Annotated in this window: 16 protein-coding genes; 8 read left to right on the top strand and 8 right to left on the bottom strand. The window is 71.5% G+C overall.

The genetic code is table 11. The annotated features are described in order from the left end of the window. Nucleotides 1–47: 47 nt before the first annotated feature. The gene (locus tag ACH4U8_RS02045) at nucleotides 48–890 is read left to right on the top strand and encodes a sulfurtransferase (protein ID WP_395775564.1); all 843 of its coding nucleotides are present in this window, start codon (nucleotides 48–50) and stop codon (nucleotides 888–890) included. Nucleotides 891–980: 90 nt separating this feature from the next. Here the strand turns inward: ACH4U8_RS02045 and sepH are convergent, their stop codons facing one another. Beyond that, entirely contained in the window at nucleotides 981–2105 is a 1125-nt protein-coding gene (gene sepH / locus ACH4U8_RS02040) for a septation protein SepH (protein ID WP_360312901.1), read from the bottom strand. A 421-nt stretch (nucleotides 2106–2526) separates the two neighbouring features. Here sepH and ACH4U8_RS02035 point away from each other — a divergent pair, with 421 nt between their 5' ends. Next, nucleotides 2527–3501 (top strand): hypothetical protein, encoded by a 975-nt coding sequence (locus tag ACH4U8_RS02035; protein WP_395775563.1) that lies wholly within the window; start codon nucleotides 2527–2529, stop codon nucleotides 3499–3501. 29 nt (nucleotides 3502–3530) lie between these two features. Here the strand turns inward: ACH4U8_RS02035 and ACH4U8_RS02030 are convergent, their stop codons facing one another. Further along, nucleotides 3531–4859, bottom strand: a complete 1329-nt coding sequence (locus ACH4U8_RS02030; RefSeq protein WP_379992509.1) for a D-arabinono-1,4-lactone oxidase — start codon at nucleotides 4857–4859, stop codon at nucleotides 3531–3533. A 150-nt stretch (nucleotides 4860–5009) separates the two neighbouring features. On the opposite strand from ACH4U8_RS02030, the gene ACH4U8_RS02025 reads away from it, so the two are divergent. Further along, nucleotides 5010–6143 carry a ferrochelatase gene (locus ACH4U8_RS02025; protein ID WP_360312907.1) on the top strand — a complete coding sequence of 378 codons (1134 nt, stop codon included), beginning with the start codon at nucleotides 5010–5012 and terminating at the stop codon, nucleotides 6141–6143. Nucleotides 6144–6197: 54 nt separating this feature from the next. After that, the gene (locus ACH4U8_RS02020) at nucleotides 6198–6989 is read left to right on the top strand and encodes an inositol monophosphatase family protein (protein WP_395775562.1); all 792 of its coding nucleotides are present in this window, start codon (nucleotides 6198–6200) and stop codon (nucleotides 6987–6989) included. 154 nt (nucleotides 6990–7143) lie between these two features. Here the strand turns inward: ACH4U8_RS02020 and ACH4U8_RS02015 are convergent, their stop codons facing one another. Continuing rightward, nucleotides 7144–7317, bottom strand: coding sequence for a hypothetical protein (locus tag ACH4U8_RS02015; protein WP_360312911.1), 174 nt, complete (start codon nucleotides 7315–7317; stop codon nucleotides 7144–7146). Between the two features lie 343 nt (nucleotides 7318–7660). Here ACH4U8_RS02015 and ACH4U8_RS02010 point away from each other — a divergent pair, with 343 nt between their 5' ends. From ACH4U8_RS02010 to ACH4U8_RS02000, 3 genes are all read left to right on the top strand, one after another. Further along, nucleotides 7661–8314: a response regulator transcription factor gene (locus ACH4U8_RS02010; RefSeq protein WP_020555846.1), complete on the top strand. Its 654-nt coding sequence runs from the start codon at nucleotides 7661–7663 to the stop codon at nucleotides 8312–8314. A 296-nt stretch (nucleotides 8315–8610) separates the two neighbouring features. Beyond that, complete coding sequence (locus tag ACH4U8_RS02005) at nucleotides 8611–9795, top strand: sensor histidine kinase (protein WP_395775986.1); 1185 nt, start codon at nucleotides 8611–8613, stop codon at nucleotides 9793–9795. A gap of 216 nt (nucleotides 9796–10011) precedes the next feature. Continuing rightward, entirely contained in the window at nucleotides 10012–10962 is a 951-nt protein-coding gene (locus tag ACH4U8_RS02000) for an acyl-ACP desaturase (protein ID WP_360312913.1), read from the top strand. A gap of 76 nt (nucleotides 10963–11038) precedes the next feature. Here ACH4U8_RS02000 and ACH4U8_RS01995 read toward each other — a convergent pair whose 3' ends face one another. From ACH4U8_RS01995 to ACH4U8_RS01985, 3 genes are all read right to left on the bottom strand, one after another. Further along, nucleotides 11039–12235: an ABC transporter permease gene (locus tag ACH4U8_RS01995; RefSeq protein ID WP_395775561.1), complete on the bottom strand. Its 1197-nt coding sequence runs from the start codon at nucleotides 12233–12235 to the stop codon at nucleotides 11039–11041. Continuing rightward, nucleotides 12232–13137 (bottom strand): ABC transporter ATP-binding protein, encoded by a 906-nt coding sequence (locus ACH4U8_RS01990; protein ID WP_395775560.1) that lies wholly within the window; start codon nucleotides 13135–13137, stop codon nucleotides 12232–12234. Before ACH4U8_RS01990 ends, ACH4U8_RS01995 begins: the two co-directional genes overlap by 4 nt. Before the next feature lie 123 nt (nucleotides 13138–13260). Continuing rightward, complete coding sequence (locus ACH4U8_RS01985; protein ID WP_360312919.1) at nucleotides 13261–13779, bottom strand: gamma carbonic anhydrase family protein; 519 nt, start codon at nucleotides 13777–13779, stop codon at nucleotides 13261–13263. Nucleotides 13780–14028: 249 nt separating this feature from the next. Between ACH4U8_RS01985 and ACH4U8_RS01980 the strand changes: the two genes are divergently transcribed. Next, nucleotides 14029–14325 carry a DUF4193 domain-containing protein gene (locus ACH4U8_RS01980; protein ID WP_020555852.1) on the top strand — a complete coding sequence of 99 codons (297 nt, stop codon included), beginning with the start codon at nucleotides 14029–14031 and terminating at the stop codon, nucleotides 14323–14325. Nucleotides 14326–14601: 276 nt separating this feature from the next. Here ACH4U8_RS01980 and ACH4U8_RS01975 read toward each other — a convergent pair whose 3' ends face one another. Beyond that, nucleotides 14602–15051, bottom strand: a complete 450-nt coding sequence (locus ACH4U8_RS01975) for a DUF3093 domain-containing protein (RefSeq protein WP_360312921.1) — start codon at nucleotides 15049–15051, stop codon at nucleotides 14602–14604. Nucleotides 15052–15083: 32 nt separating this feature from the next. Continuing rightward, nucleotides 15084–15977 carry an SDR family oxidoreductase gene (locus ACH4U8_RS01970; protein ID WP_395775559.1) on the bottom strand — a complete coding sequence of 298 codons (894 nt, stop codon included), beginning with the start codon at nucleotides 15975–15977 and terminating at the stop codon, nucleotides 15084–15086. Nucleotides 15978–16026: the final 49 nt, after the last annotated feature.

The following is a 16026-nucleotide window of genomic DNA, read 5'->3' as shown; positions in this document are numbered from 1 at the left end:
TCGGACATGTGCTCGTCGGTGGGCGCCGCACGAGGCAGGATGCCGGTATGAGTTCCCTGATCGAGGCGGCCGACCTGGCCGCCGCCCTCGACGGTTCGTCGCCACCGCTGGTGCTCGACGTCACCTGGCAGCTCGGCGGTCCGCCCGGCATCGACTCCTATCGGGTCGCCCACGTGCCGGGCGCCCGCTTCGTCGACCTCGCCACCGAGTTGTCCGGCCCGCACACGCCCACCGGTGCCGGGGGCCGCCATCCGATGCCGGAACCGGGCGCGTTCGGCGCGGCCATGCGCCGACTGGGCATCGCCGCGGCGACCGACGTGGTCGTCTACGACGCGGGCCAGAGCGTCGCCGCGGCGCGGGCGTGGTGGCTGCTGCGCTACTTCGGCCACGATCGGGTGCGGGTGCTCGACGGCGGCTTCGCGGCCTGGACGGCGGAGCACCTGCCGGTCACCGACGTGGTGCCGGAGCCCGCCGAGCCCGGCACGTTCGTCCCGCGTCCGGGCGAGATGTCGCGGCTGGACGCGCAGGAGACCGCGGCGTTCGTGGCCGCCGGCGGCGTGTTGCTCGACGCCCGCGCCGGTGAGCGCTTCCGCGGCGAGAGCGAGCCGATCGACGCGAAGGCGGGTCACATCCCCGGCGCGGTCAGCACGCCCGCGACCGAGTACACGCACGCCGACGGCCGCTTTCGCGAACCCGCCGAGCTCAAGGAGTACTTCGCGGCCCGGGGCGCGGTGCCCGGGGCGCGGGTCGCCGCGTACTGCGGCTCCGGCGCGACCGCCGCGCACGAGGTGCTCGCGCTGTCCCTGGCCGGCATCCCGGCCGGCCTGTACGCGGGATCCTGGAGCGACTGGATCACCGACCCCCGGCGCCCGGTGGCCACCGGCGAGTAGCGGGCCCGGTGGGCCGCCGCACGAGCGCGGAAAACGCGGGAGCCGAGGGTCCGTCGGACCCTCGGCTCCCGCGGTCTGCGTACGCGTCGATCACTCCCGGCGTTTGCGCCTGCTCCCGAACACGATCTCGTCCCAACTGGGTACCGTCGCCCGGCGGCCGGGACGCACGCCGTCGGCCTCGGCCTGCCGGTCGGTGCTGCCGACCAGCCGCTCGCGGTGCGGGCCGACCACGCCGCGTGGCACCAGGACGTTCTCGTAGGCGCTGCCCGCGCCCGCCGCCGCGGCGGGCGCCTGGGTCTCCTCTTCCTCGATCGGTTCGGCGCGCTCCGGGCGCTCCGCCCGCTCGACGCGTTCGATTCGCTCGGGGCGCTCGCCGCGTTCGATCCGTTCCGGGCGCTCCGCCCGCTCGGACCGCTCGATGCTGCCCACCCGCGGGCGTTCGGCCAGTGCGGTCACGTCGATGCGCATCGGACCGGGGGAGACCGACTGGGTCTGCGGTTCGCCGCGCAGCCCCGGGACCGCGTCCAGCAGGCTGGTGATCGCGTCGTCGTCGCTCTCGCGCGGGATGGTGGCCAGGCGCGGTCGAAACGGGAACGGGGTCTCGGACGCCGCCGGGTGCTCGCCGATGAGCGAACGAGCCTCGTCGTCGTTGGTGGTGACCAGTCGCCGGGGCGGGTCGAAGCTCCAACTCGCCGAGCGCATCTCGCCGTCGGCGCGGTAGAGCAGCAGGATCTCCCAGCTGCCGTCGTCGCGTCGCCACGAATCCCACTGCACCGACTCGGAGTCCGCGCCGCGCAGGTGCAGGCGTTCGGTGACGATCTCGCCGAGCAGCGGACCGGTGGTCTCGCCCTGCCGGCGGATGGGTGTCTTGCGGGCGCGCTCGGCCATGAAGGCGCGTTCGGCGAGCACCGGACCCTCGAAGCGCCGCACGCGGTCGACCGGGATGCCGGCGAGCTGTGCGACCTCCTCCGCGGTGGCACCGGCCCTTATCCGGGCCTGGATGTCACGCGGACGCAGTTGGCTCTCGACTTCGATCTCGATCTGGCCGAGCCTGGCGCGGTCGCCCCTGACGGCGGCACGAAGCCGTTCGTCGATGGGCAACATGTACTCGGTGCCGTCGGCAGCCTTCAGCACCAACCGTGTGCCGTCGTTGCTGACGGCCACGACACGCAGTTCGGGCATGGGGACCTCCCGGGTGGTGCCTGCCGACGTCACCTGCGTCGTTGCTCCCGCTACGAGTGTGACCTGCCCAGCCTTGACATGGCCACAACCTGACCGAGTTGTCCGGCGTGTCGGATTTATTACCTGACTGGCCGAATTGCCCTGGTTACACCATTTCGGGTAGATACCTGGGCGGCGCCCCACCCTGACCTCTGCGGTCGGTCGTCTCCCCCTTCGCGCACAGGTCTTTCCGGAACCTCGCGTGAACAGTACTCCATTCGGGGGCTCTACCGGGACACACCGCGCCGCATCGGCGCGTCCCGTTCGGACGAGTCGTTTTCGGCCGTCCGGGGTGATGTCGATCACAAGATTGGGCCGATCGGAACGATGTGGATGGGCCGTTCAGTCGTAACCAGGGTGAAGTCCTGTTTTTCATGATTAACCACCGTCCGAGTACGGACGGGCAAGGAAAGTGATGCCGGAAAGGACCGAAAATGAACGCCGCCGGATCGATGTCAACGCGGTGCAGGTCGTGGGCAGTGCCCTGGCCGCCATCTCCTCGGCGTTCCTGCTCTCCACGCTCGGTGTCGCCGGGACGGTGATCGGCGCCGCGCTCGCGAGCGTGGTCGCGACCGTCGGGAGCGCGGTCTACGTACACCTGTTCCGGCGCACCGGCGAGCAACTGCGCGACGTGCGGGCGACGCTGAGCCCGCCGCACGAGGGCGGGCCGAGCCCGGACCCCGGCGCGGTACCGGATCGACCGGTCGGCGTGGCGGACCGGCGGCCGGCGACCGACGAGACGATGTTGCTGCCGGTCGGCGGCTACGAGTGGGTCGGCCCGGGCGCGGACGCGCCGGGCGGCGCCTCCCGGGCCGACGACGCCGAGCACGCGGTACCGTCCGAGGGCCCCGGCGAGCGACGGGTGTGGCTCGCGCGGTCGTTGGTGGGGGCCGTGCTCGTGTTCGTCGTGGCGATGGGTGTCGTCACGCTCGCCGAGACCGCGATCGGCCGCTCGTTCGCGAGCCTGTTCGGCCACGGCGACGCGGGCGGATCGACCATCTCGCGCATCGTCGAGGACCGACCCGCCCGGCACGACCCGCCCGAGCAGCCGGCCGGTTCGACCCCGAACCCGACCGGCACCGGCACGTCGGCGCCCACCCGAAGCCCGGGGACCGACGACAAGGGCACGTCGGGCGTGCCCGGCGGCGACGGCGCGACCTCGGTGCCCTCGACCACCCCGACCACGCGCCCGAGCGACACCCCCTCGTCCGATCCGACCGGTTCCCGGCCGCCGGCCACCGCCCCGCCCGCGACCACGCCCCCCGGCGGCTCGGGCGGCGGCGCGGCCGACGGCGGAGCGGCGGCGGGCAACGACGCCGGCGGCACCGACCAGGGCCCGGCGAACAACGAACGGAAGTCGAACGCGGGCTCGGGATCGGAACGCGGCTAGACGAGCGGACCCGCCCCGGCGGCCTCGGCTCAGTCGCCCAGCACCCGACGCAGGTAGTCGTTGCCGAAGCGGCGCTCCGGATCCACCCGGTTCCGGAGCGCCGTGAAATCGGCGAACCTCGGGTAGAGCTTCGCGAAGTAGTCCGCGTCGCGGGTGTGCATCTTGCCCCAGTGCGGGCGCCCACCGTGCCCGACCATGATCTTCTCCACCTCGGTGAAGTACCGCTCGTGCGGCGTGCCCTTGTACATGTGCACCGCGATGTAGGCGGTGTCGCGGCCGTACGCCGTGGACATCCACAGATCGTCCGCCGGGGCCACCCGCACCTCCACCGGGAAGCTGATCGGCAGATTCGCGGCCTCCACGAACGCGCGCACCTCGGCCAGCGCCGCCGTCGCCGCCTCGCGCGGCAGGGCGTACTCCATCTCGATGAAGCGCACCCGGCGCGGGCTGGTGAACACCTTGTGCGAGGTGTCCGAGTAGGTCCGCGCCGACAACGCGCGGCTGGACAGTCGTGCGATCGAGGGCACCGTTTTCGGCGCGCGCCGCCCCACCCGGCAGGCGAGCGAGAACACCCCGTTGGACAACAATTCGTCGTCCAGCAGAAAACGCGCCTTCGAAAGCGGCTTCGCCGGTCCCTCGATCCGGTTGTTCCGCTTCACGTTGCAGTTGTCGGTGTGCGGAAACCAATAGAACTCGAAATGCTCGTTGTCGGCGCACAGCGCGTCGAAGTCGGCCAGCACCGCGTCGAACTTCATCGGTTCCTCGCGCGCCTCCAACAGGAAGCTCGGCTCCACCGCGAACGTCAGCGCGGTCACGATGCCCAGCGAGCCCAGACCCACCCGGGCGCCCGCGAACAGTTCCGCGTTCTCGGTCGGCGAGCAGGTGGTGATCTCGCCGTCCGCCAGCACGATCTCCATGCCCAGGATCTGCGCCGCCAGCGAGCCGGACGCCCGCCCGGTGCCGTGCGTGCCGGTCGAGGTGGCGCCGGCCAGGCTCTGCACCGCGATGTCGCCCATGTTGGCCAGCGCCAGGCCGTAGCCGGCGAGCAGCGTGTTGAAGTCGCTCAGGCGCATCCCGGACCCGACCGTGATCGTGCCCGCCGCGCGGTCGAGCGCGTGCACCTCGGTCAGCCCCTCCGGCCGGATCTGCACCCCGTCGGTGACCGCGACCGACGTGAACGAGTGCCCCGCGCCGACGGCCTTGACCGCGAGACCCTGCCCGGCGGCCCGGCGCACGATGGCCGAGATCTCCTCGGCCGATCTCGGAGTGAGCACCGAGTGCGGCCGCGCGGACTGGTTCCCGCACCAGTTCCGCCAGGTGGGGGGCGTCTTGGAGACGGCGGGGGTGGCGCTGCTCAACGGGTTCCTCCTGGGGTCGCCGTGGGATCAGCCGGACATTACTCGCCGGTCATCGGACCGGGAAGGGGTCGCGCACGGTTGCGCCGCAACTCACGCCCGCGCGGGTGGGGTGTACGGGCCGGCGGGGGCGGCGATGCGAGGATCACAGACATGCACGCGACCCAGGCCCCCGACCCCAGTCCGTTCGACGCGCTCCTGGTGCTCTCCTTCGGTGGCCCGGACGCCCCCGACGAGGTGCTCCCGTTCCTGGAGAACGTGACCGCGGGGCGCGGGGTCCCCCGCGAACGCCTCGAGGAGGCGGCCGGCCACTACGCGCACTTCGGCGGCGCCAGTCCGATCAACGCGCAAAATCGTGCCCTGATCGCGGCGGTCGAGGCCGATCTCGCCGCGCACGACGTGCGGTTGCCGGTCTACTGGGGCAACCGCAACTGGCGCCCGTATCTGGCGGACACCGTGCGGCGGATGGCCGACGACGGGATCCGCCGCGCCGCGGTCCTGGTGACCAGCGCCTACGCGTCCTACTCGGGCTGCGCGCAGTATCACGAGAACCTGATCGAGGCCCGAGCCGAAGTCGGTGATCGGGCCCCGACGTTCGACAAGCTGCGGCACTTCTTCAACCACCCCGGCTTCGTCGAGCCGCTCGTGGACCACGTACTGACCGCGCTGGCCGAACTGCCCGAGCCGGTACGGGCCGGCGCCCGGCTGGTGATGGTCACCCACTCGATCCCCACGGTCACCGCGCGCACCGCGGGCCCGGCCGGCGGCGGCTACGTCGCCCAACACCGGGAGACCGCGCGCCTGGTCGCCGAGGGCGTCGCCCGGGTGCTCGGCCGCGAGCACGACTGGGATCTGGTGTACTCCAGCCGCAGCGGCCCGCCGCAGGTGCCGTGGTTGGAGCCCGACGTCAACGACCACCTGGTGCGCCTGCGCGGCGAAGAGGAGGTGCCGGCGGTGGTGCTGGTGCCGATCGGGTTCCTGTCCGACCACATGGAGGTGGTCTACGACCTGGACGTGGAGGCCGCCGCGACCGCCGCGCGGATCGGGCTGCCGGTGAGTCGGGCCGCGACCACGGGCGCCGACCCCAGATTCGCGGGCGCGGTGCGCGAGTTGTTGCTGGAGCGCGCCGCCGCGGTGCGCGGCCGAGCGCCCGCCCGCTGCGCGCTCGGTGCGCTGGGCGCCGCACACGACGTGTGTCCGGTGGGTTGTTGCCCCGACCCGCGGGCGCTGCGCGCGGACCCGCAGGCCGCCGCCCGGGCGCCACGCGGGGCGGCGCTGCACGGGTAGCCGGCGCGCTCGCCGGCGGCGCCGGGCACCCGGTGCCGCCGGCAGGATGGGCGCATGACGATCGACACCGCGGAACTCCTGGCCATCGCTCGCGACGCGGCCCGGCACACCGGCGGCTTCCTGTTGCACGAGCGTCCCGCCGACCTCGGCGTCGCGGCGACCAAGAGCAGCCCCACCGACGTGGTCACCGAGATGGACACGGCCGCGGAGAAACTGATCATCGAACGGATCCGCGCCCACCGACCGCACGACGGCTTCCTGGGCGAGGAGGGCGAGGCGAGTGCCGGCAGCAGCGGCGTGCGCTGGGTGATCGACCCGATCGACGGCACCGTGAACTACCTGTACGACCTGCCCGGCTGGTGTGTGTCGATCGCCGCCGAGACCGCCGAGGGCACCCTGCTCGGCGTGGTCGAGGTGCCCGCGGTCGGCGAGACCTTCCACGCCGTGCGCGGCGGCGGCGCCTATCGCAACGGCAAGCCCGTCCACTGCCGCCCCGCGGCCCCGTTCGCCCGGGCGCTGGTGGCGACCGGATTCGGCTACACCACCCCGCGGCGCACCCGCCAGGCCGCGGTGATCGGCGCGCTGCTGCCGAGCGTGCGCGACCTGCGTCGCGGCGGTTCGGCCGCGATCGACCTGTGCTCGGTGGCGGCAGGCCGCGTCGACGCCTACTACGAGCGCGGCCTCAACCCCTGGGACGTGGCGGCGGGCGCGCTGATCGCCCGCGAGGCCGGCGCCGAGGTGATCGAGGACCTGTGGCCCGAGCCCGACGGGTCGAGCGTGTGCCTGGCCGCCCCCACCGGGCTGCGCGCCGAACTCGAGGCGGCCCTGGCCGCTCTGCACGCGTAGACCCGGAGCGGGCGCGAGGCCCGGATCGGGTGATCCAGGCCCCGCGACCCTCGGCCCGACAGCCGAACCCCCGGCGTCCGCTCGGGACCTCGCCGGGGGAAAGAAACTGGTGCGGGTGCTGTTCGCCTGCGGGTTCGGGTGTCGTCTCGGTGGCTCAGGCGCTTTCGCGAAGCACCCGCACGCCATGCTCCGACGCCATCCGCAGCAGGTCGTCCAACTCGGACTGCTCGACCTCGACCAGGAAATCGTCGCCGGTGTCGCAGGCCTGCTTCAGCGCTTGCTCGGTCTCACGTATGCGTCGCAGTACGCCGGCCGTGAATTCGTCCATAAGGCCGCCCCAATGTCACTCGTCGTCGCCGGTTTCGGTTGTCCTACCCCCCGTGCAACGCCGGGGAAACCACCGATCGGGCCTTGGGCGGCCCCCGATCCGGGGGTCTGACCAGGGGACTTGTCCTGCCCAACGGCACGGTGTCGGACTTTCCGGGGCGTACCGGAATCCTTCCCTCACTCGGGGGGTGCCGTAACGTCCGCGGCCGGACCGTTCCGGACCGGTCCGGCCGGGCCGCCCGCCCGGCCCCGGGGCCGTCGGTCGGCTTACTCGGGCTTTACCGGGGCGCGGGGGAAGATGGACAACGGATCCATCCCCTTTCATCGAGCAGGAGGCACAGCCGGTGCGGGTTCTCGTAGTCGAGGACGAGCAGCTCCTGGCGGACGCGGTCGCGACCGGGTTGCGCCGGGAAGCCATGGCCGTCGACGTCGTATACGACGGGGAGGCGGCGCTGGAGCGGATCGCCGTCAACGACTACGACGTGGTGGTGCTCGACCGGGATCTGCCGATCGTGCACGGCGACGACGTGTGTCGGGCGGTGGTGGAGACCGGCATCCCGATGCGGGTGCTGATGCTCACCGCCGCCGGCGACGTCAGCGATCGGGTCGAGGGCCTGGAGCTGGGGGCGGACGACTATCTGCCCAAGCCGTTCGCGTTCAGCGAGCTGATCGCCCGGGTGCGCGCACTCGGCCGGCGAGCCGTCTCGCCGCTGCCGCCGGTGCTGGAGCGGGCCGGCATCCGGCTCGACCCGAACCGGCGCGAGGTGCTGCGCGAGGGTGTTCCGGTGCACCTATCGCCCAAGGAGTTCGCGGTGCTGGACGTGCTGATGCGCGCCGACGGCGCCGTGGTCTCGGCCGAGCAACTGCTCGAGAAGGCCTGGGACGAGAACACCGATCCGTTCACCAACGTCGTGCGGGTCACCGTCATGACGCTGCGCCGCAAGCTCGGCGAGCCGCCCGTCATCCTGACGGTGCCCGGCGCCGGATACCGCATTTGAGGACCGCCATGAACGACAGCTCTCGGGCCGTCCCGGCGGAAGCCGGAAGTACCGCAGCCGGCTCCGCGCAGCCGGCCGCGGGCGCCTCGACCGCGCCCACGAAGCCGAGTCCGACCCCCACGAAGCCGGGCCCGGCGATCAAGTCCGGTCCACCGCCGCGCCCGGGCCGCCCGCCCCAGCCGCCGCGACCCAGCGCGCCGCCCAAGCCCAACCGCGAGCCCGCCCGCGACCCGCAGCGCCCGGCCGCCGGCGGCCGACGGCTGATCCTGGGCCGGGACGCCGACGACGCGGCGGAGATGTCCCGGCTGTCGCGGATGGCCCCCTCGCAACTGCCCGCGATGTTGCGGTCCACCATCAAGATGCGACTGACCGCGCTGTACGGCGGGATGTTCCTGATCGCCGGGGTGCTGCTGCTGGGCACCGTCTATCTGCTGGTGCGGCAGAGCCTGACCGAGGGCCGGCTCAATCTGAGCCTGGCGCCGGACACGCTGATGACCATCAACGGCGTGCCGATGACGCCCGCCCAGTTCGAGAAGTGGCAGAGTATCCAGCAGGTCCATCAACGCGACGCCGCGCTGAACTCGCTGCTTCAGCAGTCGTTGCTGGCGTTGCTGCTGCTGTCGGTGATCGCCTTCGGCTTCGGCTACGTGATGGCGGGTCGGGTGTTGCGTCCGCTGGAGCGGATCACCTCGATCGCCCGCGAGGTGGCCGGATCCAACCTGCACCGGCGGATCGACCTGGACGGGCCGGACGACGAGTTCAAGGAGCTCGCGGACACCTTCGACGACATGCTCGATCGGCTGGATCGATCGTTGGAGTCGCAACGCAAGTTCGTCGCCAACGCGTCGCACGAGTTGCGCACGCCACTGGCGATCAACCGCACCCTGCTGGAGGTCGCGCTCGGCGATCCGGAGGCGTCCGTCGAACTCAAGCAGCTCGGCAAGACCCTGCTGGCCACCAACGAGCGCAGCGAGGGACTGATCGAGGGCCTGCTGCTGCTGGCCCGCAGCGACAACGAGCTGACCGAGCGCAAGCCGGTGGACCTGGCCGAGGTGGCCCGCCGCGCGGTGGACCAGACCGGCGCCGAGGCGTCCGAGCGCAAGGTGACCCTGCACGACGAGCTGGGTCCCGCCGTGCTCCAGGGCAACGGCGTGCTGCTGGAGCGGGTCGCGATGAACCTGATCCAGAACGCGGTGCGCTACAACCGGGCCGGCGGCATGGTCGACATCTCCACCGAGTCCACCGCGGGCGTCGCGGTGCTCACCGTGGTCAACACCGGGCCGGTGGTGCCCGGCTACGAGGTGGACAACATGTTCGAGCCGTTCCGGCGGCTGCGCACCGAGCGCATCGCCAGCGACAAGGGCGTGGGGCTCGGGTTGTCCATCGTGCGCTCGATCGTGCGCGCACACGGCGGCTGGATCGAGGTCGAGCCGCGCGAAGAAGGCGGCCTGATGATGCGGATCGGCTTCCCGGCGGGCTGAGCCGGGTCGACGGCCGGCCCGGCACGGCCGGCCGCGCGACCCGATTTCGTCGCACACGTGTACGAGAGTCGTGGATCACATTTCCGTCTTGGGGTGGAACCAACCTACGCTGTCGTAAGTTACGGAATCGTAGGGACGCGTCGTGCGGGCGATGCACAGCGCCGTCCTCCGTGTCTGCCGCTGTACGACGTTGTCTGCCTATGCCCTGGAGAGCCGATGAACCTTCTCGTCCCCGCCCCGACCGGTGAGCACCTGCTGCGCGAGCTGGAGCAGGTCGTCGCCGTCGAGCTGGACCGCCACCTCGCGGTGGCCAAGGAGTGGTTCCCGCACGAGTACGTGCCGTGGAGTGCCGGTCGCGACTTCGACGGCGTACTCGGCGGCGAGGCGTGGACCCCCGAGGAGTCCGGGCTCACCGACGTCGGGCGGATAGCGCTGACGCTGAACCTGCTCACCGAGGACAACCTGCCCAGCTACCACTACGAGATCGCGGCGATGTTCGGTCGCGACGGCGCGTGGGGCACCTGGGTGCACCGCTGGACGGCGGAGGAGGGCCGGCACGGCATCGCGATCCGCGACTACCTGATGGCCGCCCGGGCCGTGGACCCGGTCGCGCTGGAGCGCTCGCGGATGGAACACATGGAGGCCGGCTACCAGGGCGACCACATGGACAACCCGCTGCACGTGATCGCCTACGTGACCTTCCAGGAACTGGCCACCCGGGTCTCGCACCGCAACTCGGGCCGCACCTGTGGCGACCCGATCGCCGAGCAACTGCTCGCGAAGGTGGCCACGGACGAGAACCTGCACATGGTCTTCTACCGCAACCTGCTCAAGGCCGCCTTCGAGATCGCCCCCGACCAGGCGATGCAGGCGGTCACCGAGATGGTCACCGACTTCCGGATGCCCGGACACGGGATCAGCGGCTTCGAGCGCGCGGCGGCCAAGCTCGCGGTGGGCGGCGTGTACAACCTGCCGATCCACCAGAACGACGTGATCCTGCCGGTGCTGCGCCACCTCAAGATCATGGAGCGCACCGACCTGGGCCCGGAGGGCGAGAAGGCCCGTGAGGAGCTCGCGCTGTTCCTGGGCGGCCTGGACTCCCAGGTGGTGCGCTTCGAGGAGCGCCGGCTCGCCCTGGAGGCCCGCAAGGCGGCCAACCGACGCTGAGGTCGGCCCGACCGCAACACGCCGAGGCCCGCCGCCCCCTCGGGGACGGCGGGCCTCGGCGCTCGTGCCCGCCAGGTCAGCTCTTGCGGGCCGACCCGCCCAGCGACTCCTTGAAGCCGACCTTGCCGCCCATCCGCAACACCGCGCCCTCGTACATCCGGGCCGCGAGCCGTACCAGCGCGACCAGGGCCAGCAGCGCGATCGCGAACGCGGCCAGGTTCTCCGCCACCGAGACCTCGTCCGCCGCGGTCATCGCCGGTTGCAACATCGCCGAGAACGGCGGCACATAGGCCAGCACGTGGGCGAGCGTGCCGCCCTTTTGGCCGAGGAAGATCGCGGCCAGGAACGAGGCGATCAGCAGCGAGGTCATCGGCGTGATGACGTTCTGCAGATCCTCCTGCCGGGAGACCCGGGCCGCGGCGGCGGCGAACAGGCACGCGTAGATCGCGTAGCCCACCACGAACCACAGCAGCACCAGCGCCACCGGATAGATCATCGCGCCCGTCAACTCGATGGTGCCCAGCGCCGCCGCGGCGGCCAATCCGACCACCGCGGTGACCAGCATCTGGAGCAGGCCGAGCAGGCCGATCCCGAGGACCTTGCCGGTCAACAGCGCCCGGGCGGGCACGGTCGCCAGCAGGATCTCCACGATCCGGCTGGATTTCTCCTCGACCACACCGCTCGCCACCCACATGCAGAACAACATGAGCATGCCGTAGAGCACGAGCGTGCCGACGAACGCGATGCCCTTGCGGGCGTCGCGCTGGTCCGCGTCCGGATCCAGGGTGGTCTTGGGCATCGGCGCGATCGTCGAGGCCTGGTTCACCGCGCCCGGGTCGATGCCCGCCTCACCCAGCCGCCGGTCGCGCTCCACGGTGGCCCAGGAGCTCTGCAGGACGGCCGCCAACGGGTCGGCCAGCTTGCTGTCCACCAGGATCCGGCCGTCGTCCACGACCGCGTCCAGCTTCCCGTCGGAAAGCGCCTTCTCGGCCGCCGCGCGATCGGCTACCGAGCCGACCCGCACGTCCACGTCCAGCAGCGTCGCCTGGTGCCGGGCGGTCTGCGCCAACTCGGTGTGCCGCGGGCCGAGGAAGGCCACGTCGTACTTGTCCGAGCCGCTGCCGAGCGCGGCCGGGATGGCCACCGACGCGAGCAGGATGGCCAGCATCACCCCGACCGAGACCTGAAAGCCCCGGTCCCGGATGCGCTCGGTGAACTCGCGGCGCGCGACCAGCCGCACGGCGGACCAAAACGTGCTGCCGCCGGTGCTCACGCGCCGACCTCCGTCCCGTTGACGACCTCGCGGAAGAGTTCGGCGAGCGAGGGGGTCGCGGGCGCGAAGGCCAGCACCCGGCCCGCCGCCCGGGCCGCGTCGAGCAGCGTCTGCTCGCTCGTCCCGGCAAGCAGTTCGACCAGCACCGTGTCCTCCTGCGCGGAGAGCACCTTGACCCCGGACACCTCGTCCGCCCAGCCCGTCGGCGCCTGCGCGAGCCGCACCCGGTAGCGCACCGCGCGGTCGTCCCCGCGCAGCTCGGCGACGGTGCCGACGGCGTGCATGCGTCCCTTGTCGATGATCCCGACCGCGTCGCACAACGACTCGACCAGTTCGAGTTGATGGCTGGAGAAGACCACCGAGGCACCCGCGGCGGTGCGCTCGCGCAGCACGCCGGCCATCACGTCGACGCCGACCGGGTCGAGACCGGAGAACGGCTCGTCCAGCACCAGCAGCTCCGGCTCGTGCACGAGCGCGGCGGCCAACTGCACCCGCTGCTGGTTGCCCAGGGACAGGGTCTCCAGCCGATCCATCGGCCCGCCCGCCACCTGGAGCCGGTCCAACCAGTGCTCGGCCGACTCGTGCGCCCGGGTCCGCGTCATGCCGTGCAACTCGGCCAGATAGACGAGCTGATCCCGGATGCGCATCTTCGGGTACAGCCCACGCTCCTCGGGCATGTAGCCCCACCGTCGTCGCATGCCGCGGTCCACCGGCGCGCCGCGCCAACGGATCTCCCCGGCGTCCGACGCCAACACGCCCAGCGCGATGCGCATGGTCGTGGTCTTTCCGGCACCGTTGGTACCGACGAAACCAAACATTTGGCCCGGTTGTACGGTCAGTGAGAGGTCGTCGAGGACGACCTTCCCACCGAACCGTTTGTCCAGGCCGGCCAGCTCGAGCACAACACTCCCCGTGTGATTCCCAGCCCCCCGTGTCGCACTTATATACGGGGGCGAACGGGGCCTTCAAACCGAAGCGGGCGTGTGCGATCCGCCACACCCGCCGGTCGTGGCGCCTCGTGCCGATCAGTCGATTCGGTACAGGTCCCGACGGAATCGACGACCGTTCTCGACGTAACTGCGCACCGCCTCCGCGAACGCGCCGGGCGCGACCGCGTTCTCACGAATCTTCGCCGGCACCCCGAGCGCCATCGCGTAGGACGGCACCTCGATCCGATTTCCGACCACCGCACCCGCTCCCACCAGGGCACCTGTGCGCACCACGGCCTGATGCATGACCACCGCGCCGTTGCCCACCAGGCAACGATCCTCGATCACGCAGCCCTCCAAATGCACAATGTGACCGATCACGCACTCGTCGCCCACTACCGTCGGCCACGGCGCCGTCGTGTGCAGTACGCACCCGTCCTGTACCGACGTACGCTCGCCGATCACGATCCGGCCGTGATCGGCGCGCAATACGGCACCCGGCCACACCGTAGAATCCGCGCCGATCTCCACGCTGCCGATCACGACCGCGTCGGGATGCACATACGCATCGGGGTGCACCTTGGGCACTTGATCACCCAGCGCGTAGACCGTCACGATTCCTCCTGGTTGTGCAGGGCGGTACGGGGTTACAGTGGCCCCCCATCCAACCAAGTCACCTCTTTGGGGGTTCGGTTGGGTGTCGATTGCGTAACGAGCCTTGATGTAAGGCAAAATCTGCGCTCCGGGTCGGGCACAACTCCGGCCCCTCGCGCGTTACGTGCGCTGAAGGCATCGTCCACGAAGGTCCTCGGGCGATGTCCGCATGACCCAGCACCGCAGATCCACCCGGAGGGGGAGAGGTACATGGCAACCGACTACGACACCCCGCGTAAGACCGATGACGACATCAACGAAGACAGCATCGAGGAGCTGAAGGCTCGGCGCGTGGACAAGTCGGCCGGTTCGGTCGACGTCGACGAGTTCGAGCAGGCCGAGTCTCTCGAGCTTCCCGGTGCGGACCTCTCCAATGAGGAGCTGTCCGTCCGGGTCGTCCCGAAGCAGGCCGACGAATTCACGTGCTCCAGTTGCTTCCTGGTGCACCACCGCAGCCAGCTCGCCAAGGAGAAGGACGGCCAGGCGATCTGCAGCGACTGCGCCTGATCGTGTGCGGTCGAGGACGACCGGCGATGAACGGCAACCCTGCACACGCCATACGGGTACCGGCAGGAGTTGGACCGTCGACGTTCGCCGAGCGTCCTTGAACGCGAGAGCACGATACGGAGCGTGGGAAACGATGAAACCGCACGCATGACGTACGAAGTCGAACGTCCGCCGATGCACCGGCGGGCGTTCTTGACTGTCCGGTGCCCGACTCGGCGCCGGATCCCGCACGCACTCCCGGCTCGCCCGAGCCGGGATCGATCCGTCCGCGTCCGGTCAGGCGCGGGCGCGCAGCGCGGCCACCACGTCGACCAGACGTTGCGGGTTGCGCGAGGACAGATACAGGTAGGGCGTGGGGTCGGCCGGGTCGGTGACCTCGATCCGCGCGGCTCCCGGGATGTACGCGCGCAGCACCATGAACGCACGCGGGTCCGCGTTCTCCATCCGCAGCGAGCGGGCCTGCTCGGGGTCGAGGGCGACGCCCGCACCGAGCGCGGTCAGCGGAATCCTGGCCCGACCCGCCAGCAGCTCGGTATCGGTCACGGTGATCCGCGCCGCGCCGTAGGCACTGGTGGCCCAGGCCGTCAGGGCGCCCAGGGCCAAGGCGAGCACGATGGTGGCCACGATCCCGAAGGCCAGGCCCACCAACCCGCCCGAGACGGCCATCAGGACGGTCAGGGCCCACCACGAGGCCGGCACGCCGAGTCGTTCGCTGTACGCCTGCATGGCACCAGCCTGTCATGGGCGGCCGACGCGGTTCAGCGGGGGCCGTGCCGCCGGGTCAACCGGGCCAGCGCGCGGGTGACCTGCTCCGGCGGCGTACGCAGGCCGGTCGCCACCCCTTTGGCGTAATCCGAAAGAGCGGTCGGGGCCACCAGGTCGAGCAGCGCACCCGCCCTGGCGTCGTTGCCCACCAGGTAGCGCGGCCGGGGTCTGGGCACGCTCAGCGCGACGCGTACGGCGTGCGCGACCGGCGCCGGAGCGGGCAGCGCCTTCGCCCGGCGCGCCACGTCGTCCACGAGGTCGTAGGAGTCGTTGTAGGCCGACGTCTTGCGCGGCGGCAGCCGGGACATGCCGCGCTCCCAGATGTTCGTGCCGAAGCTGCCCGGCTCGATCAGCACCACCTTGACGCCGAACCCGGCCGTCTCGATCCGCAGCGCGTCGGTGATCGCGGCCAGCCCCTGCTTGCTCGCGCAGTACCAGCCCACGAACGGGGTCGAGACGCGGCCGGAGAGGGAGGAGATGTTGACGATCCGCCCGTCCCGACGTCTGCGCATCTGCGGCAGCACCAGCCGGGCGATCCGCGCGGGCGCGACCAGGTTGGTCTCCAACTGGGCGCGGATCTGCTCGTCGTCCACGTCCTCGATCGCACCCGGCTGCGCGATCCCGGCGTTGTTGACCACGGCCCACGGGCCGCCCGCGGTCATCTGGGCGATCTCGGTGAAGGCCTGCACCGTCGAGGTGGCGTCGGCGACGTCGAGCAGGACCGTGCGCACGCCCACCTCGGCCCGCTCGGCGGCCTCGCGCAGGCGCTCGGCCCGCTCGTGGGTCCTGGCCGTGCCGATCACGTCGAAGCCGGATCCGGCCAGCTCCAGGGCCACGGCAAGGCCGATCCCACCGGTCGCCCCGGTGACGACCACGCTCTTGGTCATGCGCTTCCTTCCGTCCCGCGCCCCTTTCGGGCCGCGGCGCCGGCGGCTC

The organism is Embleya sp. NPDC020886 (genome assembly GCF_044333915.1).
In the GTDB taxonomy this organism is placed as follows: Bacteria; Actinomycetota; Actinomycetes; order Streptomycetales; family Streptomycetaceae; genus Embleya.
Note: the sequence above shows the minus strand (reverse complement) of the source record. Positions and strands in the feature narration are given on the sequence as shown.

Excerpts from the sequence above, each read along its gene's own strand:
- ACH4U8_RS02045 (WP_395775564.1), top strand. The coding sequence starts at position 48 with ATGAGTTCCCTGATCGAGGCGGCCGACCTGGCCGCCGCCCTCGACGGT.
- ACH4U8_RS02035 (WP_395775563.1), top strand. The coding sequence starts at position 2,527 with ATGCCGGAAAGGACCGAAAATGAACGCCGCCGGATCGATGTCAACGCG.
- ACH4U8_RS02025 (WP_360312907.1), top strand. The coding sequence starts at position 5,010 with ATGCACGCGACCCAGGCCCCCGACCCCAGTCCGTTCGACGCGCTCCTG.
- ACH4U8_RS02020 (WP_395775562.1), top strand. The coding sequence starts at position 6,198 with ATGACGATCGACACCGCGGAACTCCTGGCCATCGCTCGCGACGCGGCC.
- ACH4U8_RS02015 (WP_360312911.1), bottom strand. The coding sequence starts at position 7,317 with ATGGACGAATTCACGGCCGGCGTACTGCGACGCATACGTGAGACCGAG.
- ACH4U8_RS02005 (WP_395775986.1), top strand. The coding sequence starts at position 8,611 with ATGTCCCGGCTGTCGCGGATGGCCCCCTCGCAACTGCCCGCGATGTTG.
- ACH4U8_RS02000 (WP_360312913.1), top strand. The coding sequence starts at position 10,012 with ATGAACCTTCTCGTCCCCGCCCCGACCGGTGAGCACCTGCTGCGCGAG.
- ACH4U8_RS01980 (WP_020555852.1), top strand. The coding sequence starts at position 14,029 with ATGGCAACCGACTACGACACCCCGCGTAAGACCGATGACGACATCAAC.
- ACH4U8_RS01975 (WP_360312921.1), bottom strand. The coding sequence starts at position 15,051 with ATGCAGGCGTACAGCGAACGACTCGGCGTGCCGGCCTCGTGGTGGGCC.
- ACH4U8_RS01970 (WP_395775559.1), bottom strand. The coding sequence starts at position 15,977 with ATGACCAAGAGCGTGGTCGTCACCGGGGCGACCGGTGGGATCGGCCTT.